The 22,986-nt window shown below is 40.1% G+C and carries 18 protein-coding genes; 12 read left to right on the forward strand and 6 right to left on the reverse strand.

From position 1 onward, the window contains the following. Positions 1-23: 23 nt before the first annotated feature. A complete protein-coding gene (locus tag MHN81_RS24830) occupies positions 24-2,072 on the reverse strand; it encodes a winged helix-turn-helix domain-containing protein (RefSeq protein WP_023401058.1) in 2,049 nt (682 codons plus the stop codon). Between the two features lie 171 nt (positions 2,073-2,243). Between MHN81_RS24830 and MHN81_RS24835 the strand changes: the two genes are divergently transcribed. After that, complete coding sequence (locus tag MHN81_RS24835; RefSeq protein ID WP_023401057.1) at positions 2,244-2,687, forward strand: nuclear transport factor 2 family protein; 444 nt, start codon at positions 2,244-2,246, stop codon at positions 2,685-2,687. Positions 2,688-2,902: 215 nt separating this feature from the next. Here MHN81_RS24835 and MHN81_RS24840 read toward each other — a convergent pair whose 3' ends face one another. Then, positions 2,903-4,060, reverse strand: coding sequence for a hypothetical protein (locus MHN81_RS24840; RefSeq protein ID WP_239427037.1), 1,158 nt, complete (start codon positions 4,058-4,060; stop codon positions 2,903-2,905). A gap of 356 nt (positions 4,061-4,416) precedes the next feature. Between MHN81_RS24840 and MHN81_RS24845 the strand changes: the two genes are divergently transcribed. The 4 genes from MHN81_RS24845 (at position 4,417) to MHN81_RS24860 (ending at position 7,140) form a co-directional block, all read left to right on the forward strand. Further along, a complete protein-coding gene (locus MHN81_RS24845; protein ID WP_239427038.1) occupies positions 4,417-5,103 on the forward strand; it encodes a helix-turn-helix transcriptional regulator in 687 nt (228 codons plus the stop codon). 448 nt (positions 5,104-5,551) lie between these two features. Continuing rightward, positions 5,552-5,893: a hypothetical protein gene (locus tag MHN81_RS24850; RefSeq protein WP_023401052.1), complete on the forward strand. Its 342-nt coding sequence runs from the start codon at positions 5,552-5,554 to the stop codon at positions 5,891-5,893. Positions 5,894-6,093: 200 nt separating this feature from the next. Then, the gene (locus MHN81_RS24855; RefSeq protein WP_023401051.1) at positions 6,094-6,549 is read left to right on the forward strand and encodes a hypothetical protein; all 456 of its coding nucleotides are present in this window, start codon (positions 6,094-6,096) and stop codon (positions 6,547-6,549) included. 111 nt (positions 6,550-6,660) lie between these two features. Beyond that, positions 6,661-7,140 (forward strand): NUDIX hydrolase, encoded by a 480-nt coding sequence (locus tag MHN81_RS24860; RefSeq protein ID WP_023401050.1) that lies wholly within the window; start codon positions 6,661-6,663, stop codon positions 7,138-7,140. A gap of 178 nt (positions 7,141-7,318) precedes the next feature. Here the strand turns inward: MHN81_RS24860 and MHN81_RS24865 are convergent, their stop codons facing one another. Then, positions 7,319-8,983, reverse strand: a complete 1,665-nt coding sequence (locus MHN81_RS24865; protein ID WP_239427039.1) for an energy transducer TonB — start codon at positions 8,981-8,983, stop codon at positions 7,319-7,321. 469 nt (positions 8,984-9,452) lie between these two features. Between MHN81_RS24865 and MHN81_RS24870 the strand changes: the two genes are divergently transcribed. The 3 genes from MHN81_RS24870 to MHN81_RS24880 all read left to right on the forward strand — a co-directional run bounded on the left by MHN81_RS24870 (position 9,453) and on the right by MHN81_RS24880 (position 11,156). Then, positions 9,453-9,857 carry a DUF4177 domain-containing protein gene (locus MHN81_RS24870; RefSeq protein ID WP_023401048.1) on the forward strand — a complete coding sequence of 135 codons (405 nt, stop codon included), beginning with the start codon at positions 9,453-9,455 and terminating at the stop codon, positions 9,855-9,857. A 180-nt stretch (positions 9,858-10,037) separates the two neighbouring features. After that, positions 10,038-10,508: a hypothetical protein gene (locus tag MHN81_RS24875; protein WP_023401047.1), complete on the forward strand. Its 471-nt coding sequence runs from the start codon at positions 10,038-10,040 to the stop codon at positions 10,506-10,508. Between the two features lie 117 nt (positions 10,509-10,625). After that, entirely contained in the window at positions 10,626-11,156 is a 531-nt protein-coding gene (locus tag MHN81_RS24880) for a GNAT family N-acetyltransferase (protein WP_023401046.1), read from the forward strand. A gap of 193 nt (positions 11,157-11,349) precedes the next feature. Here the strand turns inward: MHN81_RS24880 and MHN81_RS24885 are convergent, their stop codons facing one another. Then, positions 11,350-13,293 (reverse strand): GEVED domain-containing protein, encoded by a 1,944-nt coding sequence (locus MHN81_RS24885; RefSeq protein WP_023401045.1) that lies wholly within the window; start codon positions 13,291-13,293, stop codon positions 11,350-11,352. A gap of 618 nt (positions 13,294-13,911) precedes the next feature. Here MHN81_RS24885 and MHN81_RS24890 point away from each other — a divergent pair. Both MHN81_RS24890 and MHN81_RS24895 read left to right on the forward strand, forming a co-directional pair. Further along, positions 13,912-14,160 carry a hypothetical protein gene (locus MHN81_RS24890; RefSeq protein WP_023401044.1) on the forward strand — a complete coding sequence of 83 codons (249 nt, stop codon included), beginning with the start codon at positions 13,912-13,914 and terminating at the stop codon, positions 14,158-14,160. Between the two features lie 588 nt (positions 14,161-14,748). Next, positions 14,749-16,578, forward strand: coding sequence for a serine hydrolase domain-containing protein (locus MHN81_RS24895; protein ID WP_239427040.1), 1,830 nt, complete (start codon positions 14,749-14,751; stop codon positions 16,576-16,578). A gap of 210 nt (positions 16,579-16,788) precedes the next feature. Here MHN81_RS24895 and MHN81_RS24900 read toward each other — a convergent pair whose 3' ends face one another. Then, positions 16,789-18,618 carry a hypothetical protein gene (locus MHN81_RS24900; protein ID WP_239427041.1) on the reverse strand — a complete coding sequence of 610 codons (1,830 nt, stop codon included), beginning with the start codon at positions 18,616-18,618 and terminating at the stop codon, positions 16,789-16,791. Between the two features lie 532 nt (positions 18,619-19,150). Between MHN81_RS24900 and MHN81_RS24905 the strand changes: the two genes are divergently transcribed. Beyond that, positions 19,151-19,930, forward strand: a complete 780-nt coding sequence (locus MHN81_RS24905; RefSeq protein WP_023401041.1) for an ion transporter — start codon at positions 19,151-19,153, stop codon at positions 19,928-19,930. Between the two features lie 64 nt (positions 19,931-19,994). Here the strand turns inward: MHN81_RS24905 and MHN81_RS24910 are convergent, their stop codons facing one another. Further along, entirely contained in the window at positions 19,995-21,299 is a 1,305-nt protein-coding gene (locus MHN81_RS24910; protein WP_023401040.1) for an amidohydrolase, read from the reverse strand. Positions 21,300-21,692: 393 nt separating this feature from the next. Here MHN81_RS24910 and MHN81_RS24915 point away from each other — a divergent pair, with 393 nt between their 5' ends. Beyond that, the gene (locus tag MHN81_RS24915; RefSeq protein ID WP_239427042.1) at positions 21,693-22,445 is read left to right on the forward strand and encodes a hypothetical protein; all 753 of its coding nucleotides are present in this window, start codon (positions 21,693-21,695) and stop codon (positions 22,443-22,445) included. Positions 22,446-22,986: the final 541 nt, after the last annotated feature.

Below are 22,986 nucleotides of genomic sequence, written 5' to 3' on the forward strand. Positions count from 1 at the left end.
TTGCAATGATTAAAAATGACTTTTTATGACTTATCACTAAAGTTGGTTCTTATTATATCGCTAACATAAGATGACACTTGCCAAGTTGCCCAATGAGGTTGTGATACGGAAAAGTGATAAGGTATATCGTTAGCTTGTTGAAAAGTCGAAGTTTGTCCCTTGTTATCAATTGCTATTATGGCGTTACTTTGCGAGTTTCGACAATAAAGTCGGTTATTGTGGAACTGCCAACTAATGCGGTATCGGCGCAAAACATCTGAGCAAATACTAGAATCTATCACTGTGCCTTGCCATGTTGCAGATAGCTGCTGGTCAAAATACACATAGTGCATCTTGTCAGACATTTTGTCTGCAAGCACAAAGGCATATGCTTTATCCAGCACCTGATGTTGGTTGGTTTTTATGTTGAGCAGGTTGAGCTGCCAACCTTGCTTGTGCCACTCGCTATAATGGATCTCCTCATCAGAGTACCAACCTGCGGCCGTAACGGTTTGTGAGATATCAATCACTTTTTGCACTTCTAGGCGCTCTATATCGTATATCACCATCCCCTTATTTGTATTGGCAAGGAGCCGTTTATCATCAAAAGACCAATCTAGGTGATAAAATAAGCGCCCTTGATCTTCAAGTTCAATTGAGCGCAGTTGATTGGTGCCAATGTGTTGCAGCCATAACTTGCTATATCCGGAGCGCTTGGAGATGAATGCAAGCTGCTTAGCGTCATTCGAAATTGCAGGAAGGTAATCCATCACGGATGAATTAGATAGCCCATTAACGTCACCATCAATTTGAATATCTCGGTTTATTATGTATGACGAAAACAAATAGTCTTTACCATTGTTGATCCGATTGAGATCTGTAATGCGTCTAGAATCACTATATAAAACTTGCTGCTGCCCTGAGGCTATACTCGTTGCCACTAAATCAAATGAGGGATGTTCCCCGGGGTGAACCAAGGTTTTGAGATCATGGCCCCACAGTGCAGAGCGAACCATATATGGTAAGGTCAATAAGCTAAGATAAGTGTTATCTGAGATGTTCAATTCAAAAGCTTGGCTAATGCCAGGGGCCGATTCCTGTAATAGTAAGATGCGATTTGTCTTTCTATCTCTATCTAGATAATAGTTTCCTTTACCCATGGCCATAGGCTGAGCAACTTTTCGCTTTTCCACAGTGTTTAAAGACATGCTGTAGGCTTGCCAAGGTGCATAATCTGCATCTCTTTCAATGAACAATAATTTTTGCTCTGCTGGTAAATGAATCACTGTTTTAAGCTGACTATCTGCACATTGATATATAACCTTGGGAGCGCTGAATACTGCCTCTGATATGTCTATTTGGTGGATCTCACACTCTTGTCCGTGGTCAAACAAATAAAACAACTTTTGCCCATCATCCGACCAATAAGCATCATGGGCTTTTCCACCTTCAGGGCTGACTATGTGAGTTATGTTGCTTTGATTATCATGGATATGCAGCTGATTTACACCTAAGGCGGTTGGCGCTGAAAAAGCTAAGTATCGTAGGTCTGGAGACATGGCCCCTTCGAATTGGGTAGTGGAGAGCCTAGATAAAGGTGAAACCTTAGCATCGATGTAAGTAGGGGGGTTATCCGTTTGAGCAACAAATACTGTATATGTGATACAAGCAGCGATGAAAAACAGTACTAAGTAGAAGTATCTGGGGCTGAAAATAGGGGCTGGCTTGCGTAGCAATGTTTTCTTGTCAGCTTGGTATTCTATACGAAGCTCATCATCATGGGGTGTCGCTTCAACTTTGATGGCAAACTTATAACCCACTTTTGGCACGGTGACGACAAATCGTTTTATTTTGTTATTATCGTCAAGGGCCTTACGTAATTTTACGACCATGCGATTAATGGCGCTGTCACTTACAACCTGTCCAAACCAAACTTGTTCAATTAACTCATCTCGACTAATCGCGCGCTGAGGGTTTTGACAAAAATAACTCAATAGCTCAGCCACTTTAGGTTCTAGCAGGTGTTCTTGCTGCCCCTTGCTCAGTATGTTGTTATTGGCATCAAAATAAAATTGGCCTAACTTCCAGCGCATTTTCTTCCTTTTTAATTTTTATAATTGTTTGATAAATATGCGAATAATTAAAAGTCACGTTCGGTCACTTGTCAGCCATGACATGCGACGTACCAAGATTGTACATTACCCCACAATCCAAAATCTATCTTCTTGCAATATGTATATTTTTAAAGAAAACAAGGAATAAATATGAAACGAATAACTCAAGCAATGGTGGTGTCTTTGGCTGGTATGTTGCAGATAAGCACAGCTGGCGCAAATGAAGATATTGAACAAATAAAGCAAGTGATTCAATGGTACTTTGATGGCACTGCGCAAGGAAAGCCCGCCTTAGTTGAACAGGCATTTTTACCCAGTTTAGAGCTTCAGTATGTTGACAGCAGCGGTGCGTTTAAACGCTGGTCGGGACAAACCTACATCAGTGGTATTGAAGAGGGTAGAAAAAACAACCGTGTGGGTGAGATAATCGCGATTGATGTAACGGGTGACTCGGCTATGGCAAAAGCAACAATTACCAACCGTAACATGGTATATACTGACTATTTCCTGCTATTGAAGCTTAACCAAGGCTGGAAAATTACCAATAAAATCTTTACTAGACAACAGGTTCGCAGCCATCAGTATGCCAAATAATACGAAGATAAAGGGTATGTGGCCCATGAATTGAGCTTGGTAGCGAAGCTGTGTAGGTTGCCAGTGTGACTTAAACTTTGTCGATCTTTGCCGCCTTAACGATTGGCTGTTTTCCAACCTGATATGAGCGAAGTATTCGATGTAAATTAGCTATTTCGCTCATACAAAATAGCTCCACATGTGATTAGGTATTTACAACATGTAGCTACCACACATTAATGCTTCCTTTTAGATATCGCGTCACGTTTGGCTTGAAACAGAGAGCGCTTTTGAGGATCTGAAGACTTTTCGATTGCAAGCGCAAGTAATCGCTCAGTGTTCTCTATATCGCCTTTAGTATAATAAATACGTGCCAGCTCAAAATAGGGCTCTGGAATATAAGGCGTTTCTACAATGATTTCTTTTAGCTCTCTTATCGCTTTGTTATAGCTTCCTTTTCTGATTGACCTTTGCGCCAATTGAATTTTATCGAATGGAGTCGAAACGCTGTTGTCGAGTAGGTTCTCAAGGTGATTGACCAGCTGTGTATCTTCTTGGGTTTTTGCTAACGATAGATAGTTCGAAATTAAGTTTTGGCTAGTCAAATGATGTTTATCAGCAAATTTAAATATTTCTAGGGCGTCGTTTTGTAGCCCTCTTCTACGGTGTAAAACTGCCGCGACGTTGATCAATTCCGCATCGTTAGGGCTGTAGTTCAGTGCACTTATTAAAAAGCTATAGCTATTATTGAAATTCTTGTCTAGCAGCGAATCAACGGCTTTGTTGGCATAATATTTAGCAACTAGGTCATCATAACTAGCGGTATCGATGAAAAAGCTGTCTTGGGCAGGGAAATAGTCGACAACTGTGCCGGCGCGAATGATCTCAAATTGATTGGCTTCATTCGATGAACTCGGCGCTAACAATTTAGTGCGAAAGTGATTAGAGATCAATATGGTATTGTTGTTTTTACGAAAAACAGGAACCGTGCCTACTTCTCTAAATGTGGTTTCTATTTTCGCTAGCGATGCATAGGCCTGAGTTAATATTGCCAGAGATATGCAATTGCCTTCGTTTTTTTCTAGAGATTCTCGTGCTGTTAGAGTTGCGCCATCGAAAGTAAATCGGTCAAGGCGTTGCTCGAGGTAATTAAGTACAGCTCTGTCTGGACGAATACCTTTATTGAGCTCTGCATTATAGTAAGTCAAAAATTTATGTTGCTCTTGTTTGGGCAAAGAAAATATATCATGCTCGTCAATTGTGGGTTGGTGTTCAAAAGCAGCATGGTTAAATAATTTTTCAACAGGCGGGATGGTTTCTACAGGACTTGTTTTTGTGCTTGAGCATGCAATCAATTGGGCTGTAACTAGCAATAGAATGGCGGTTTTTATCATGAATATTGCTCCTTCAAAATAACAGTGGGCTACTTATTTATGTCACGTATCTTCTTAATTAGCAATTGCTCGAAAGCAGCCCATGAAGTATCGAGCCTTTTACTCCTAAATATTTACTAGTGTCGTGAGTGGCACACGCAAGCTATTGTGATTTTATTTAACCAGAGCGTAACTTCTTGGGCTATCTGAGCAGGCGCCTTTAACTGTAACCTAAAAGCATTCAATCCTCTTATAACATAATGATTTTAAAGCTTTGTCATATTGTGGCGTTTAAATGTCGTTATATAAAAATAGACGTTCATGGGGGCGCACGCATAATTACGTTCGTTGTTTTCAAAGTTTTTAAGGAGCTCAAATTGTTTCTTTCAATAAGTAAGTTAAAGACACTACGCAAAGAAAAAGGCTGGTCACAGGAAGTACTTGCCAAAGCAACGGGTTTATCTGTACGCACAATTCAGCGTATAGAAGCTGACGGTAAGGCTTCTGCTGAATCTACGCTAGCACTCGCATCTGTGTATGAACTTTCTCCTCAAGCGCTGAAGGCAACCTCAACAGACATTCAAATTAAGTGGACGAGGAAAGTAATTATGAAAAGTTTAGTGGGATTGTTAATGATATCTTGTGCTGTCGGCATGTTGATTTTTCTCGGTGCAAGCTTACGAAATTATCTAGATGTTACTTCTGGCGTATTTCTCATCTTATTTTTGTATGCAGCAACCATGGTGACTTTTGGTACAAATGGCATGTTTAAGTCTTTGTCAGGGCTTAAATACATATTCACAGAAGAGATGGTTGGTGGAGAGAAAGCTAGATATCTGGCAGAACTATATAAAAGCCAAGTTAAGTTCTTGTATGGTGGCGCATTGATCGGCTTAGTTGTAGGCTTAATCGCAATACTTAGCAATATTGACACCTATGAAAACTTTTCCTTGCTAAGGGCGATATCCGTCAATTTAGTGGTTTTATTTTATGCTGCGTTATTAAGTGAATGCGTGTTTAGGCCTTTGAGCATTAAGCTTAAAACATGCGATATTAAAGAGTAAACTCATCGCATGCTAGGTATACGGAAAGGTGGCTTTAAATGCAGTCGAGTTTATTTTTGGGAGCCAATAATAATGGGTGAGAACTTGCGATGACGATTGCGGAATTTAACTATATTGAGTCGATGTTGTGGTCTGCCATGGCGCTTACTTTAATCATAAATTTGCTTTTAAAAGGCCATAAAGACGCCTATTTCACGGTGAGCATAATTGCTTCATTAGCTTTTATTGCCTTTGGCATATCAGACATAATCGAAGCAAGTACAGGGGCCTGGTGGCGCCCTTTTAGCCTGTTAGCGTTGAAAGCAGTATGTGTGGTAAGTTTTATTGGCTGTTTTGTAAAATATAGAAAAATAAAAAGCGCAATTCATACTGACCAATAGTGTTACGCCCAAAGAGTGTGAACGGCAGTTCAGTATCTTATTGTATTAGCTGAGCCAAGAAGACAAATATGGATAAGAATATTTCTGAATTATTATTTCGCTCTTTGGGCACTCATGCCCTTAAGGTATTGTCGTTATCACAATCAGAACTAAAGCTTGTTGTTGCTCCTTGGGATGATTTAGACAACGAAGCCTTGGCCACTTTTGAAGTGTCTGAGATTATGTATTTTGAAGTCACCAGTGGCGAAGTCAATGCATTTGCACAGCTCAATCTTCCTTGGGATATTATTCGGTTTGATTCACAGTTGGTATCGGGCTTGATTTGGGAATTTGGTTTGTGCTGCGATGAAGCCCATTTAGGCTTCAGAGCAAAAGTGCCTGATATCTCTTTTTCATGTAAAGCTAAGTGAATGTAACTTCTTGCTATAGCATCTGCTGCACATTATTCAAAATACATTTGGAGGTAATGAATGAACATGCTCAGGTCAAAAGATATCAAGCAAAACCTAATTCATTCAAGAGGTCACTTTATTTTCACAAGCGAAAATAAACTCGCTTAACTCGCAGCGTTTCGATAGTAAGGCGAGGTTTTAGTGCAAAAGGAGGCACTTTGAAAGCTTTAACATCACTGTTTTTATTTTTATTTTCTTCATGCGTACTGTCAGCTAACCATAGTATTCATCACTTAATCGGCACATGGGTCATCAATCATGACAATAAGCAAGTTGACTATAGCTTTATTGAATATCAAAAATCAGGTGACAAGTGTGAAATATCTTTTTCTTTAGTTTATTCACTTGAAGTGGATATGTATTGGAATAAGTGGAAAGTCGAAAACGGAGTCATTCATTCGACAATACACAATACCAACACTTTACTTGAATACGGCACTAAAATTGGCGATAAGATTAAACGCCTAAATGAAACAGAGTTGTTTGTTGATATGGTCATTCCTAAGGGCGAATACGCGACTGAATATCACTATAAAAACATGAATGCAAAACCGGGTCAGGTGTGTAATACAGTGAAAAAATTCTTTAATCATAAAAGCCTATTAGAACAATAAACATTGCTTGGATAAACGATTTAAATTGGGTACTAATGATTTAGAGGTTTATATGACGACCACGAGTTGTGTCTCAGTCTTATATAGACTGATGTGTTTAGGAGTATCGATATGCTGAAATTTGATCAAGGGAGTGCCCGTTTTAACTTCCGAAGCGTTGCGGTTGTTATTCACGACAATCACGTATTATTGCATAGGGCTGTGGGCGATCCATTTTGGGCACTGCCGGGCGGCAGAGTAGAGTTTTTTGAAAATTCGGATGCTACGTTAAATCGCGAGTTGCTCGAAGAGCTGGGAGTTGAAATAGTCGTAAAACGTCACCTTTGGTATGTTGAAAACTTTTTTGAGTATTCAAATAAGCAATATCATGAAATTGCCAATTACTTTTTGGCGCAACTCAGTGAGCCGAACCATTTCCCTATGAAGGAAGTTTTTTGTGGAATTGAAGAAGAGGTCGACCTTGAGTTTAAATGGTTCTCTTTGACTGATTTATCCAGTATCGAATTAAAACCTACATTTTTACAGCACGGCTTGGTTAATTTGCCAATGGAGACAAAGTTCATCAAAGTTAATGAACTCAATGTTGGCTAAAGCTTTATGAGCTGACATGTCCTATCGCGAGTATCCATTGCCATCGCAACAGCTAGCGTGTTTGTTCTGCAATAAAAGCTAGGTATATAACTAGCTTTTATTGCAAAGGTGTTATTAATGGGGTTTCATTGTTTGAATTAATTTGGACAGGCTCTGACACCTCCAAACGAAAAAACCGTTATTGGCCGGAACCTAAATTCCATCCAAACTGAACTTGAATACCTGTTCCTTCAATCACATTGCCTGTATCGTCGAGATTAACTTTATAACGCCATTGCTCTAAAGCATTTATCCCTGCTTGTTCAAAGTAGCCTTCAGGGCTTGCTTCAATTACCCGAATATTAACAGGTTCGCCTTTCGCATTAAGGTCAAACTCTAAAGTTACGCTGCCGGTAATACCTTGTTTTGCAGCTTCAATTGGATAGTCGTATTCTTTGCTAAAGATGACTACAGGCTTATAACTTCTTGGTGTATCTGCGCTTTTTTTCTTTTCTTTAATTTCTCCAAAGTAGCCAAAATCAATGTAGCTCTGTATAATTTCTGCGCGCTTGGGGTTTTGAAGCGTTTTATCTTGCAGATATTTAAAAAAGCGCTGATCACCTTGTTGTTTGGCTATTTTAAGCAATACGCCATCTAGGTAGGTGTCTGATGCTTTCTCAATGTAATTCAAGTAAGCCTCAATTTTTTGTTTTGCCTGCTCAAACTCTCCTAGTAAGTAGAGTCCAAATACTTCCAATCTCATTTGGTATCTGTGATCCTCAGCGTTTAGAGCACCACTATTGATCGCTGCGCTGGCATGACGCACCGATAGCTCATGTAGCTTAACGTCACTATATAAATAGGCCAATTTACGATTGATCATGGCTGTTTCAAAGTCTGAGTTTGTCTTTATGGATTCAAGCGTTTCTTTTGCTGCCATTGCATTGTTATCTTGCTGTTGCTTGGTCGCCGTATCAATGGCTTGTTTAATATTCGCAGGCAGCACCTTTTTTGCTCGTTGGCTGTGACATTGATAGGTCAGGGTTTGACATGTTTTGTTTTTTAGTTTGTCGGTTGGCTTTATGTGTTTCTCAAATTGGATTTGATCAGCATACTGTTTTGCTATCCGAGTTTTTATCTCATCGAGCACGCGTTGAGCGGCCTTATTTTGCGCTTCTCCATCAATCATTGTTTGAATATCAAGCAGTAACTCGTAACGTGTTTGGTCTTTTTTCTGCTGTGCTATTTGATCGAAAATTTCAAAGATGTCAAAGTCAAACGATTCACCAATATATGCCAAATAATTTAATGATTTTTCTTCTCCAAGCTCGAACCAACCATGCTTAACAAGCAGTTTTATTGCCAGAAGCTGCGCCGATTTATATTCTTCTGCTGGTAAGCTCTCACTGTCTATTGCTTTTAAAGCATAATCTAAGGCATGTGCATCTTCTCCGATCCGCTTCATATTCATATTAGCTAGGTGATAATCCACAATTGCCTGCTCATAAACATTTTGGCTTTTGATTTTTTCTAACCTTATGACTGCGGCGCTATAGTAGCCATGGGTTGCGATATTTAAAGCAAAGGATATATCTTTGGCTGTACTTTCGCTTATATCTTGTTCTGGCTGCATCAAGTGGCACTGATACCTAAGCGGTTCACAACTTAATTTTTGTTGACTTGGAGTGGTCGCTATTTCAGTTTGGGCTTTCGGCGTAGTTGTTACAGCTTTAGCTTTTGGTGTAGTTGTTACAGCTTGCTCATTTTGAGCTGGTAATTCTACCGCAGGGGGAGAGGGTGATGACTGACATCCAGTCAAAACAGCAAGAGTAAGTGCTGTAATAGTAAGCCGTTGTTTATTCATTGTTATTATTCCATTATATTTTTCTCAATATTAGCACTTTGCATACTTTGCTTGAAGTAAGGTTCAATGTTTGAAGTATAAATGCTGTTAACGATTGTAAAGGCACCTGAAATCCTGATCATAGTATAACTTATTTGTTAAAATAAGCATAAAAATCAATAGTATGATGTTTTTTGTTGCGACTGATAGAGACAGTTTTAACAGTGAGTTTTTTAGCGTTTTGTTATTCAAGTTTATGTACAGTCGGTGTACGCTTTGGGCAGTGGATCTTAAGTATTCTTCGTATATCATAAACATTCGCCATCTGTTTTTGCCGAGCAATTTACGGTATAAGTGTATTTAGCGCTAATAACACCTAAGTGTCGTATAACTTTCGTATAGTTGTCGTAAAAGGTGCGTATAAGTTTCGTTTTACTTTCATGGGTTTACCAAAATAATTAAGCAGTCACAGATAACGGTCAAATACATTATGAGAATAAATGCAGAATTAATTCTAAGAATGAGAAAAGAAAAATCTTGGTCTCAAGATGAGCTGGCAATTGCTTCTGGACTTAACCTGAGGACGATTCAAAGAATTGAGTCAGAGGCGACAGCATCTTTGCAGTCGAAGAAAGCACTAGCATCCGCATTTGAACTTGATGTTCGAGACCTTGATTACGAGGAACAACCTAAAATGAAAAAGTACGAATATAAAACTGTAGAACTTCCGTTTAAATTTGGTTTTTTTAAACAGGGTACACCTGATATAGATGAGGTGCTGAATGTTGAAGGGGCTAAGGGTTGGCGACTAAACCAAATGGTGCTGCCTGCTTCATCTAATATGGGGCAATCTGAAAAAATGATTGCTATTTTAGAGCGAGAATTGATTGAGTAATCAAAGAGGGTTGGTAAGTCAAATAATATAAGCTAGCTATATGTTTTGCTGTTTGACTTGCCACAGTTACGGTCTCGACTTTAGTAGACATTGAGTATTGTGTTAGTTTTGAGTGAATTTTAGCCAGTCGTTACCATATTACATTTTTCAAATGTGGGCGCAGTAGATCGAGAGAACAATATGAAGTATATATTGCTTTTATTATTAATATCCCCATGCATTTCAATTGCAAACCAAATATTAACCCCAAAAGAAGTTTTTGAATCAGAGCAGCCTATTTACTGGAAAATAGATAAAAAAGTATCTATTCGAGAGTCTGTATTTGCTACGATTAAATTTGAGTTCAGTCAAAAGGGAAATGGCAGTGTTAAAGTGAGAGATGGGCTGTGGGTTAGGGTATTCGATTGTCATGACAATGGCTTTTTATACTCACCATGCCTAATGAGACAAAGACTGAAAGACATAAACTCGGATGGTTACAATGATATTGTATTCGAGGCTGATTTAATTGACACCGGAGAGAAAGAATCAGATCCCAAAACCAATAAGGGCAGAGTTTTCGTTGAGCTTTTATATTCTCCTGAGCACAGGGCTTTCAAACTAGGTAACTATAGTGACTCGATAGAACCTTATCAGTATTACGAGAAATAGTGTTTTGTGAGTGCATCTGCGTGCTTCAAGGTAGGCCACTCTTCATTTGCTAAAACCCATAATTTTTACTTTGAACAGCCGTTGTGTTCAAACAAGCTACTAAAGGAAAGGTGCTAAATGGCAACAACAGTTATAGAAACTGAACGACTAATATTAAAGGCGTTAACTAAAGAGGATGCTAGGGCCTTATTTGCAATATTCTCAGATCATGAAGTGATGAAATATTGGAATACAGAGCCGTGGGGTTCAATGGAACAAGCAACCTGCTTTATAGCTAAAAGTACAGCAACACTTGAAAATAATACTCAAATGACGTTAGGAATTTACTGGAAGGAGACAGGAGAGCTATTGGGTAAGATTATGCTCTTTAGTTATGATAAACCATCTAAGCGAGCAGAAATTGGGTTTGGGATCAGCCGCCGCTATTGGGGTAAAGGAATCGTCTCGGAAGCTGGACAAGCATTGGTCGAGCACGCATTTAACCATCTAGGGCTACGTAGAATTGAAGCTGAAATAGATCCTGACAATATCTCGTCAAGCAAAGCACTTGAGAGATTAGGTTTTGAAAAGGAGGGGGTGTTAAAACAACGCTGGGAAATTAACGGAGTGGTTTCAGACTCGGCTATCTATGGACTATTGGCGCGGTAACAAATTGGGAAAGGCAATAAAGCCGCTTTAAAGGGGCTGATTTTAACACTCATATTCTTTGTTGTGATAAAGCTAAACTACGAATAAACAAAGGTAAAATTGTTTATAAAGCTGAGCCAAATTGTTTTGACTCAGCTTGAGGGGTTGCCAAATATATCCTTTTTATAGTTCCTATATGCGCACTAGTTAGAACTTACAGTTTCTCTACTTTTACATCTATCCATGCATTTGCAGAGTCTTCTTGACCACCTCGAGCAATTGGCGTGATTTTGAAACCATTCCAAGGATCGGTAAAGCTCTTGCCAATAGCTAACTCAGCGTCCGTTTCATCTTCTTGTGCCCAGCGAGAGTTATCTTTAGAGTTGGGGGTCATATCCAAAAGTGCTGAACGATGATTCCAAAACGAAGGTAAAGGTTCATTTTCCATATAGCCTTTGATATTGACCAATACACCATTTTTAGTATTGGTATTATATCTGTCGTTTGTTGTGCGGTACTCAAGCCAGTATGTGTAATCGCCATTTCCAGACATTAAGCGCAGCCCAATATTGCCAGGGGCATTGGTGCCGTTTGCTGTACCATGGTCAAAGGCGTAAATACGATATGTACCAGAAGATGTGATCAATGGTACTTCGGCATCGGTGAGCCAGCCTTTAAAGTAGCTCTTGTACATCAGATTGTACTCTTCTAGCGTATGCGCTCCCATCCCCATCATAGCATGTGGATTACCATAGTTACGGATCGTATCGTTACCTGAATTTATTACATGGTTCCCTGCCTCAACAGACATTGAGTGACGCAGTCCCATTGCATGTCCCATTTCATGTGCAATGGTGCCTGGTTTGTGGTGATATAGCTGGATAAATGGAGGGCCAGCTTGCGAGTTAATAGTTGATACTTGTGGGGCAGCCATCATGACAAGATTTGCCTCACCTGGGAAGTTCATATCAACACCTGCTTCTGCGATTTTGTCTGCATAAAGTTGGTGCCAAGCTTTGGTGTCAGAATCATACTTTGACTTAGGCTCATTAATGTAAATTTCAGGCTTGATCTCCCAAGTTACATTGAATCGACCATAGGATTGCTCAGCATAGTACTGCTTGACAGTTTCCATATCGGCATTGATTTGATCTCTTGACCAAGGCAGTGGTGTGCCATTAAAGCTAATAGGAAAAATGATCACATTTACGTGTGAAAACTCATATGCAACATTGCCCGGGTCGATAGGGCCTGGTTCTTTACGGCAGCTGGTGGCACCTAAGTCAGCGACAATGGTGGCACCTTTGAAGAGGCCCCGCATTACGATGTTAGTCCAATATTTAGTTGGGTTTGAGATGACAACACACTCAGTATTTCCAATGTGTTTCGAGCGTATACTATCGTCGCCGGGTCGAGGGTAGCCTCCTTCTCCGTTGCGAGCTTCTAAGGTCAAGTTACCCTGACCATAGGATGTGGTGATCGCAACACTGCCAGCGGTGTCAGCTCCGGGAACTGAGAAGCTTTGAAACTGAGATGAAGATTTAACGCAGACAGGAACGCCATCTACGAGTGCAGACTGATCTGTCGGCGTTTGACTTAGACAAGTATTTTCAAGTTGTGTTGTATCACGTTTTTTGATGGTCACAGAGTAGTCTTCAACTTCACCTGAATTAAAGTTTTCACAGGCATTTGCAACGGGTGAATTGTATTTCATAGCAATACGCATTCGCGACGTTACGCCCTCTGCGGAAGCAGGGATATCTAAGGTTGTTGTCAATGCCGAACGGCCGTTACCTGAGCCAACCAATTCATCGATATCACTAAAGTCTCCATCATTATTGAGGTCAATATACACGCTCCAGTACTCGGTATAGGCGTTGTTGACGAATCCCGGAGTTAGGGTGATTTGATTTTGCCCAACACTAAGTTCAGCCGTAAGATTGGTATAGTCAGTGTATGCCGACTGACCAGACGAGGTGTTGTTTACTCCTCCTGCAGATACACCAGCGATATGCTCATAGTTTCCGCCCCCTGAACTGGCGCAATAGTTGTTTTGTGGGACTGCGCCTGTGGTCGCGAGTGCGTTGCTGCATATAAGGGCGCTGGGCAATAGACAGGACCCCATTAATAACAATTGTTTTGTTCGTTTAATATTCACTTTACATGTTCTCCAAATTGTGAGTTGACATACCCGAAGGCATTTTTCTCATGGTAAAAAGGCTAAAAAAGTCACAAATAATTAATCAATTTCTCGTGTTCCTTTAACAGTCTTTCGAATTTAGTGTATATTGTATGCAATGATTGTAAAGGTGAAATTATCTCATGATTATCTAAAATGGGTAAGATTAAATCTATAAGCTATTGTTTTATATTGATTTAATAAGGTGAGGATTGTTTTTGTATATCAATATGACTCTTTGGAATATTGGAATAATATTTCCCATTGATTGTTTTTAATACAAAGGACCTTGATTTTATTGTTGGGAGTGTAACTCAAGGTAAATAGGGTAATCACAGAATGTGGCGCAACTTCCCATTATTAAAAGTAATATAAATTTTTCAGAGGTATTTTTGCAGAAAAGAATCAGCAATAACGAAGTAATAAATTGCGCAATATAATTGGCGATTTTTGAGTCATATGGAGGCGGTAATTAACTTGTTTAGGCTAATTTTATAAGTTTGCGAGTATGAAAATTAATCAATTTTGAGAGGTTGAATTCAGCCGCTGTTCAGCGTTTACTATTGGCTCTATTTTTCAAAAAAAGGAAATGATAAAGTGAAAACTCTACTTATTGGTGTAACATTTGCGCTAGCTACAGCTGTTTCTGCGATTTCAACTGCGAATGCGGCGGGCTCTCCATTTACCATTTGTAAATATAAAATGACTCAGGGTGCTCCTGACTATGTTAGGCCTCCTGGTTCAGATTACGCGACCAGATATTTATCAGGACACGTAACTTGCCCATCAACACATATGGGTGGTTGGGGAATTTACGCTCTAATTTCACAAAGACACGTAAACTAAGCACTGCTGTTAAATAAGCTTGTTTAAAGGGTTTATTTGAACGCATAAAAATGCTGGGAGACTGTTGTATTTAGTTTCCCTCTATTACTTTTAAAGCATATTTTTGAGTCTTTTTTTAGTATATTGTATTCCAATTGAATTTTTATTGTTGCGTTTTTGGTTGTAATTACTCGGGTGTTCGCTTTAAAATCTATCACCACATAACTTACCCAATTAACTTACTAAGTAGTGAGGTAAATTGAGTAGTATTGGTATATTAAATCTGCTCGAAGGTATTTTTGTACATATGGCTGCGATGTCTAAAATCTCGTTTTTTGTCTGCCGAATTGACGTGACGTATGAATACCAAAAAAATAAATCACTATATAAACGCTATCGCGCCGCGATGTATTTGTTTGCAAGCAATTTAGCCTAACATCTTGTTTTAAAAAACATAGACATTAATTCACTATTCTGGTCCACTGCAAACCCCTTTTCACATTTTTTTCACGTCGTTAATCAGATACTTGTAGCACGATTAGTCTTTACATGTATTTAGACGTTCGATGCGAATGTCACAATTGGTAAGAAATTAGTTTGGGAGAATAAGTGAAAAACATAATAACAACCCACCAACTTGTATTTACTTTATTTGCTGTCGTTATTTCATGCTTGAGCCCAGTGTATGCAACAAGCAACAATGATGCAGTGTCAGGCATTGATCAGAAAATTGAGCAGGTTTTAACAGAACAGCAATTGGATGGCATAGTTTGGGCCATGGTAGAGAGTGATCGCAATGTAACAGGCGCACAAGGTGTGAGCGACGCCCAAAGCCAAAAAGCAATGACTGAACTGCATAAAATGTATGTAGGATCAGTAACAAAAGCAGTATTGGCTGTGGGTGTGTTGCGTTTGATCACTGAGCAAAAACTAAGCCTCGATACTCGCGTGTCTGAAATGTTGCCGAGCCTTGAGATCAATAACCCTTGGTCAAAAACGCATCCGATAACGGTTAGGCATTTACTAACACATACATCTGGACTTGATGACATTCGATTACATCAACTGTTGACCACTCAGACCGACCCAGATATGCCTCTGGAGTTGGCTTTTAGAGATAGCAGCACTCTTGATGTGAGAAACCAGCCAGGACGCCGCTTTTCCTATTCAAATATGGGGTTTACATTGCTTGGTATGGTGATTGAAAAAGTGGCAGCTGAGCGATATGAGGACTACCTGTTAGATCAAGTACTAAAACCACTAAAGATGCATCACAGTAGTTTTCATTTTGTTGATGAACATGACCCCATGCTTGCCATTGGTCACTATGAAAATCAAGTAAGACAGACGCCAGTCAGCACTGTGCTCAGGCCTGCGGGGCAGTTTGTCACGACTGCACCTGATATGGCTAAGTTTCTTCGATTTTTACTGACAGAGGAGCACGACACAAAATCAAACTTTATTGCTCCGCAGTTGCTGAGCTTGATGTCAACTCCGCAAGAGACTGAATCAACTAAACATGGGCTTAAAATAGGGCAGGGCCTAATTCTATCGGGACGAGATCGTCATGACGCAATGGGTGCGTGTCGCCCCGGCAGCGCCTATGGCTACAATGCTTATTTGTGTATTTTCCCTGAACACAATAAAGCATATTTTTGGGCTGTAAATACAGACAACGAATCTGCAAATTTGGATAAACTTAACCAACTTTTTATCGAGCAATTAGATTTAGAACCTGCCGAGCTTGTCGAGCCCGAAGCGCTACCGGTTCAAAACCCGGAAATTGAGGGCGTGTATGTATTGGCACCCAACAAAATGGTTCACTTTGCATTACCTGATTTAATGTTTCATTCGGTATATCTTTCGCAAAATGGGGGGCAACTAACTGTTCAATCGCTGCAGGCAAAAGACCGGGTATTATTGCCTCTAGGTGATGGTATTTATAGGGATATAACACGCCGCACTCCATCACATGTTATTTACGAAGCTCGCGGTGAGCAATATCTAACGGATGGGTTTAAGACCTACTCAAAAATATCGATTGTGAAGTTTACATTTTATTGGGTGAGCTTGAGCGTTGGCTTACTTAGTTTTGTCTATTTATTGTTGATCGGTTTATACAAGTTAATACGACTTAAAACAAGCCAGAATAGGGCATTAGTATTACCTGTAATTAACTTTATAGCATTCGCAGTGCCTATTTACTTACTTAGCCAACAACACTATTTACAGCTAGGAGATAAAACACTGGCGAGCCTGTCTCTGTTCGTTTGCAGTGCGTTACTGCCGTTATCTGTTTTGACTGCTGCGGTGTTATTAATTCGCCAGCGTACTTTCAAAGATAGTAAATATCATGTGTTTGCCTTGTTGATGTTTTTACAGTGGTATTGTGTGATGTTTTATTGGGACTTTATGCCTATTGCACTGTGGAAAATATAGAGTTTCACTGAGCAAGGATATGTAGGCGTAGGGCTTAAAGCCGGCGAATATGCGATTGGTGCTATGCACTTTATTAACTCGTCATGTATAGAGTTAATAATGACATTTACATTGAAGTTTTGCTCTTAAATATTACGTCAATTTAAGTTAAAAAAGGGTCTGGTTTTGACCCTTTGGTACATGGTAAGTATGAATAAAAATCTTTAAGCCTTAGTTGATTGTTTTATCACTTAAACAAGCGCTATTAGGCCGTTCGGATATACGTCGCCATACACCCCACGGGTCCAAACTAAATGCTTTGCTTGGCGCATTACCACCAACTATGTACCATTCATTGCGATATTCATGGCAATCGATCGCGTCAATGACGACTTGGCCTGGTTGGTTATATAGTTGGCTTGGATCCCAATATCCATCTTTCACAGGAGGTGGTGGAGTATGAGGCCCGTGTTCGAAAGTACATACATTGTTTTCAAACTTGAATTTAAGTTGCGAACTGAGAGAGACATAGGTCTCATCTGTACTTGCCTTAAGTGCTGCCAACGCAGTATTTGCTTCATCGGTGCAGTCATATGTTCCACCACTTGCTTTTAACTGGGTGAATTGGCCATTGATATCAACGGCAATACGATTTTGTGCTAACACAAACTCGTTAACATCAGCCTGATTAGCTTCGTTATTTGCAACAACAAGTGCGGTTTGTTGAGTGTAGTTGTAAAGGTAGAACTGCTTCTTTCCTTGTTCGTCATATGGACCACCTTCACCTAACTCATAGATAGGCAGTTTCACCATAATTTGTTCTAAAACCTGACCAAACTGTGTTTGGTATGAAATGGTTTCATTGCTTTGTAAATCGTTAAAAGCCGCTTGTGCAGCAACTTTGGCTTTATCGATAACAGACTCCGAATAGAAACCATAATTCTGTAATAAAGTTAAATAATTGGAGATATCTGTCCAACTTAATTGAGCGTCATAGTTACTCCCCTGAGCTGCAGCTTGTGACAGGGTGTTGGTTACGTCAGGGATCTGTCTGATGTAACGAGCGCCAAAATCATTTTGTTTTTGAAAACATGTCCAATCGTCTTCTAAGTCCTCTGCGATTGAGACACAGTGATCAAATACCTCTTGGGAGCGCAATATTTGATCTTTTGCAGCATAAGGCCCGCGGTTATACATAAAAGACATCAGCATAGTCAGTGCATCAGGGTCTTTTGACTGTTGCAAAAACAAATGCATTGAATCTTGAGAAAGGTCGGAACCTTGATTCCAGGGCAAAGAACCACTGACTATTGCAAGTGCAGAACCGTTATAAAACCCACTGCTTAAAGAAGAACCTAAAATATTTCTCGCGGGTCCGGTGTGAGAGCTCAATACTGTTTTAGGGTCGAGGTCCTTAAATGGCAGTGGAAACCCGCCGCCAACTACACCTTGTAGTTCCGCCCAAGCACTGCCCGGGTACTCTATTTGTAGCACGCCATCATCTTCGTCTACTCCAGCAGGTAGATCTTTACCAAGAGAGCTTTCTTGCAGGCCTTTTGAGACAAAGTAATTTGGGTTCATTTGGCGCTCAAAGTAATCGCCAAAGCGTTCCCCTGTTGCGAAAGGTTTGCTCAAGTCAAAAGTACCATCAGCCCCTTTGCGCAAGCCGTACTGCATTTGAATTCGACTTGATGCACTGGCATGTGCAAATGCGATGGCCCACAATTTATGCTCAACAATCGTATTGGACGAAGGAACCCCCCTGATACTCAAGTTAATTTCATTTGGGAATTCTCCTTGCCAATCTATATGGTAAAACTGCCCCGGCTTGTTGCATCCCTCTCTATCGATATCGTAGCCTCCATCAGGTGTTTCTATGATTTCACAGTGATAATTAACAGTTACCTTGTCTGCGAGTAAAATTCGATAGTCTGTCGCACCTTGATAGGTTGGTAATAATTGGCGATATTGCGTTTCATCTATCGTTTGTATTGCTCCTGCTTGGCTGCACAGGCCACAAAGGACGGCCACATAAATGGCCTTTATTGAAAGCTTTTTCATAATGTTGTTGCTCTTTTCATGTTGTATTAGGAAAGTGTTTTGACATCGCTGTCAATATAAAATATACAATCTACTGTATAAAAAACAAGCGGTAATATGTTGTCAAAATGAACGGGTTGGTTGTTATTAGTCTCAGTGGTTGTTTGAAGTAGTGAATGATGGCAGTCTGATATCTTGGCTATGTATATAAAATTGTTGTTTAAATTTCATGTTTATTGATGATTAATTCAGCACTCAACTAACTGTGCGGCTTTAGATGGCGAGTTGTATTGCCTGAACTTTATCATCTGATGGTTGCCATTTTAGTAGCTAGACACAATGAAGAGATGAATTACTAACTTTGACGGCACTACGAGCCTTATGGGATTAATGTAATTTATGTCTATAGTCGACGTTGGTAAATCAGGTAGAGGGCACAACGATTATCATGATGAGAGGATTTTGATAAGGCTTGACAAAAAAGCCCAAACACCAAATCATTGTTTATCTTTTATTTTCCTAAAATAGAACCATGACATCTTCAAACACTTTTATGTCAAGATTGACAGCTTTAGTAGAGGCTAAATCATTTCAAAACTTTTTAATTGCAGTGATTTTATTTAATGCTGTGACGTTAGGGTTGGAAACGACTCAATTCGGCAAGGACAACGCAGGGTTACTGCATAAAATTGACTTCGTTATCTTAATCATATTTACTTTAGAGCTGCTTTTGAAGCTGATTGTCTATCGTTTCAAGTTCTTCAAATCTGGTTGGAATTGTTTCGACTTCATCATAGTTGCCATTTCTTGGGTGCCAGCTGGTGGCGCGTTATCAGTTCTACGTGCATTCAGAATCTTAAGAGTGTTAAGACTCTTTTCCGTTGTACCTCAGATGCGCCGAGTTATTGGGGCCTTGGGCCATTCACTACCGGGAATGGCTTCTGTAATTGGGGTATTGGGGATTGTGTTTTATGTGTCAGCAGTACTGACGACTAAATTATTTGGTCAGCATCCAGATCCAAATATGCAGGAATGGTTTGGTAGTATCGGCGCGTCTGCTTACACTTTGTTCCAAGTGATGACGCTAGAGAGTTGGTCAATGGGTATAGTAAGACCAACTATGGAGCTATTCCCACAGTCTTGGCTATTCTTTGTTCCTTTTATCATCATCACCAGCTTTGCTGTTTTGAACTTATTCATCGGTATTATCGTAGATGCAATGCAAATTATGCATGAAGAAGAAGGGGGAACAGAGCCTAATGTTGCATCAAAAGAAGATATATTGCGTGTTGAGGCAAAGTTAGATGCACTTCTAAAGCAGACTAAACGCTAGTGTATTAATAACGGGTTTCACACAGTTGTAGGTGATGCGAATGAAGCGCATCACCTTACCAAGCCTATTTATTTTTGGATTGAGCCATGTAATCCAAAGTAAACTCAGTTAACGCGCGTGTGCCGAGTTTAAAAGCAGACTCATCAGCAAAAAAATAGGGAGAGTGGTTGCTAGCTGCGTCTTTTGGATCTGTGCCTTTAGGTGTTCCCCCTAAGAAGACAAACAGACCGGGTACTTCCATCGCGTAAAATGAGAAATCTTCTGCGCCGGTCACTTTTGGCATTTCAATCATGCCTTGTTTACCTACTACTTTACTAAGGGACGGCAGCATTTGTTTTGTCAGTGCGGGGTCATTGACCGTCACCGGGTAGCCCTCGTAAATGCTTACCTCAGCTTCGTTGCCAGATGCACGCGCAATATGCTCGGCGGTATGTTTGATTTTATCAAAGATCTGAGCTCTATTGTCCATGTCAAAGTTACGAATCGTGCCGACCATATTGACTTCTTCTGGAATAATATTGTTACGTACACCGCCAGATATCTTGCCAAATGATACGATTGCAGGCTCTTTGGTAATATTGATTTGACGACTTACAATGTGATTTACGCCCGATACAATTTGCGCGGCAGCGGCGATTGGATCTGCGCCGGCCCAAGGCGTAGAGCCATGTGTTTGTTCACCTTTAACGCTGATTTCAAACCTATCTGCGCTCGCCATTGTTGGACCACTTCGATAACCAATTTGGCCTACATTTAGCTTGGATGTGATGTGCAAACCAAATGCGACATCTGGTTTGTGCTTTTTAAAGATCCCTTCTTTGAGCATCAGTTCAGCACCACCTTCTTCACCTTCTGGCGCTCCTTCTTCTGCTGGTTGAAAAACAAACATGACATTGCCAGCAAGTTCATCGCGCATACCTGCAAGTACTTCGGCTGCGCCCATGAGCATAGCGACATGCGTGTCGTGGCCACAAGCATGCATAATACCGACATCAACACCGCGGTAATTGGTGGTTTTGGTTGATTTGAAAGAAAGGTTGGTCTTTTCTGTCACTGGTAATGCATCCATATCAGCGCGTAACATCACTGTGGGGCCGGGTTTGGCTCCTTTTAACATGCCTACAACACCGGTATAAGCTATCCCTGTTTCGACCTCCATTCCTAGGTTTTTTAGGTGCTCTGATACCATTGCAGCAGTACGTACCTCTCGATTACCAAGTTCAGGGTTTTGATGTATATCTCTGCGCCACTCTATGACTTTTGATTCAACTTGTTTAAGTAAGCTGGACTGGTCTGTAGATGCGTGAGTTGGCACGTTTAGCCCCCCTAGGAGCATGGCAATACTAAGGCTTTTTGTTATGTTTTTCATATCCCTTCTCATATGATTGTCTATTGTTTAATATCAAAATAACAGACAAAATTCGTAGAAAAAACAAAATGAGACGAGGGGTTATAACAAGGGGAATTGTGTGTATACACTGCAGGGGTTATTTCAGTGGGGAGCAAAATTCAGTAGAAGTGATTTTCTATAGTTTATAAATCGCTCTGCTTTTTAATATTTCGTTTTTCCTAAGGCTTTCAAGCTATGTCACAAATCATGCAATTTAGCGTGTGATTAACAGAATATTGATAGGGTTGGTATTAGACATAATGTGATGTTGACAGTGCACAACGCAATAATATAGTGAGGATGCAGTACCCACATTATGAACTATAAAACTTAATATTAAATTTAATCCAACAAAGGTTAAAAGGAGTTACAATGATTAAAAGCCTATCTTTGGTTTGTGCGGTTGTTTCCATGTCAGCTGTTTCAAACGAAATTGTCTACGACGCAGATTTAGAAGCAGGTGCTAGCACTCAGTATACTCAGGGTCCAATCAGTGAAGTTGTCGTTCAGAGCCGTAGAGCGTTGCATATTTCAGCGCTATATACAGTCACTACTCCTGACGCACAGTGTACCAGCGCAAGTGTGATCAATGAAAATACTTGGCAACCAATTGCAGAGTTGGCAGTACAAGGCAATACAGCAATAAATGGCGCGATCCCTGAAGGGTATGAAAGCACACCAAAAGCACTGAAAATTACATGTCATAGTGCAAACCAAACTTATACGGTATTCCACAAAGTGCCAGCTGCACCCCAAATAACTTGGCAGGGGGATGTAGTCGCCTCTGGCTGGACATCTGGCGATCATGCTTGGTATTACAAAAACATCGATTATTCATCCACAGCGTTTATCAATAATAATGCTCCAGATGGCCAATGTATTTATTCCAATTTAGTTGGTTTGACACCAAATGTGATTGAGGAAAAAGACGGAACTCCGTTTAACAGTGCGTATTTCAGTATTGAAGGCATAGCGCTGGCTGGTGGTGGTTTGTCATATGACACTATGGTCTCGGAAATTGTTTGTAAAAATGCAGGTGGTACAACTCGAGCACTTGAGATTTGGGACTTAGGGTTTGATCATAACCCAGCGCCGATCAGAGAGATCACGGTTTATTCATACTAATGTATCAGTTAGGCAAGTAAGAAAGTGAAAGTATAGGGAAGTCGTATATTGAATGCTGTCATTGAGTAGGTAAACAGGTGTTCAAGAGGTAAATGACGACCCTATTTTTCTCATCCGTATTAGCGTCTATAGGACAAAAAATAAGTTGTATCCAAGAAAGTAAATGAGATTGACCAAAGGCACAGTTAAAATGCATATCGCATATCGCATATCGCATATCAAATAGGGTAAATAACTAAGCCTGCACTGTGCTAACTTATTATTTCCTAATAAGTTTAGACATTAATCAAAAAACTGCGTAGGCTTGGGGCTCCTCTGTTTTCTATCTATAGCACTAGGGTGTGGCAATTACTCTTATCTAAAGAGTGTTGGGTTTTAGGCAAACAAAATTGAAGTACATTATTAGTGCAACATCATTAGTCTTTATATGGTAGCGGGTCAATAATACCGTAATACCGTAATACCGTAATACCGTAATACCGTAATACCGTAATACCGTAATACCGTAATACCGTAATACCGTAATACCGTAATACCGTAA

This window comes from Pseudoalteromonas sp. Of7M-16 (genome assembly GCF_022347805.1).
In the GTDB taxonomy this organism is placed as follows: domain Bacteria; phylum Pseudomonadota; class Gammaproteobacteria; order Enterobacterales; family Alteromonadaceae; genus Pseudoalteromonas; species Pseudoalteromonas luteoviolacea_F.

What these genes read in the sequence shown, in the direction of transcription:
- MHN81_RS24830 (WP_023401058.1), bottom strand. Translation starts at nt 2,072, where the DNA reads ATGCGCTGGAAGTTAGGCCAATTTTATTTTGATGCCAATAACAACATA.
- MHN81_RS24835 (WP_023401057.1), top strand. Translation starts at nt 2,244, where the DNA reads ATGAAACGAATAACTCAAGCAATGGTGGTGTCTTTGGCTGGTATGTTG.
- MHN81_RS24840 (WP_239427037.1), bottom strand. Translation starts at nt 4,060, where the DNA reads ATGATAAAAACCGCCATTCTATTGCTAGTTACAGCCCAATTGATTGCA.
- MHN81_RS24850 (WP_023401052.1), top strand. Translation starts at nt 5,552, where the DNA reads ATGGATAAGAATATTTCTGAATTATTATTTCGCTCTTTGGGCACTCAT.
- MHN81_RS24860 (WP_023401050.1), top strand. Translation starts at nt 6,661, where the DNA reads ATGCTGAAATTTGATCAAGGGAGTGCCCGTTTTAACTTCCGAAGCGTT.
- MHN81_RS24865 (WP_239427039.1), bottom strand. Translation starts at nt 8,983, where the DNA reads ATGAATAAACAACGGCTTACTATTACAGCACTTACTCTTGCTGTTTTG.
- MHN81_RS24870 (WP_023401048.1), top strand. Translation starts at nt 9,453, where the DNA reads ATGAGAATAAATGCAGAATTAATTCTAAGAATGAGAAAAGAAAAATCT.
- MHN81_RS24875 (WP_023401047.1), top strand. Translation starts at nt 10,038, where the DNA reads ATGAAGTATATATTGCTTTTATTATTAATATCCCCATGCATTTCAATT.
- MHN81_RS24880 (WP_023401046.1), top strand. Translation starts at nt 10,626, where the DNA reads ATGGCAACAACAGTTATAGAAACTGAACGACTAATATTAAAGGCGTTA.
- MHN81_RS24900 (WP_239427041.1), bottom strand. Translation starts at nt 18,618, where the DNA reads ATGAAAAAGCTTTCAATAAAGGCCATTTATGTGGCCGTCCTTTGTGGC.
- MHN81_RS24905 (WP_023401041.1), top strand. Translation starts at nt 19,151, where the DNA reads ATGTCAAGATTGACAGCTTTAGTAGAGGCTAAATCATTTCAAAACTTT.
- MHN81_RS24910 (WP_023401040.1), bottom strand. Translation starts at nt 21,299, where the DNA reads ATGAAAAACATAACAAAAAGCCTTAGTATTGCCATGCTCCTAGGGGGG.
- MHN81_RS24915 (WP_239427042.1), top strand. Translation starts at nt 21,693, where the DNA reads ATGATTAAAAGCCTATCTTTGGTTTGTGCGGTTGTTTCCATGTCAGCT.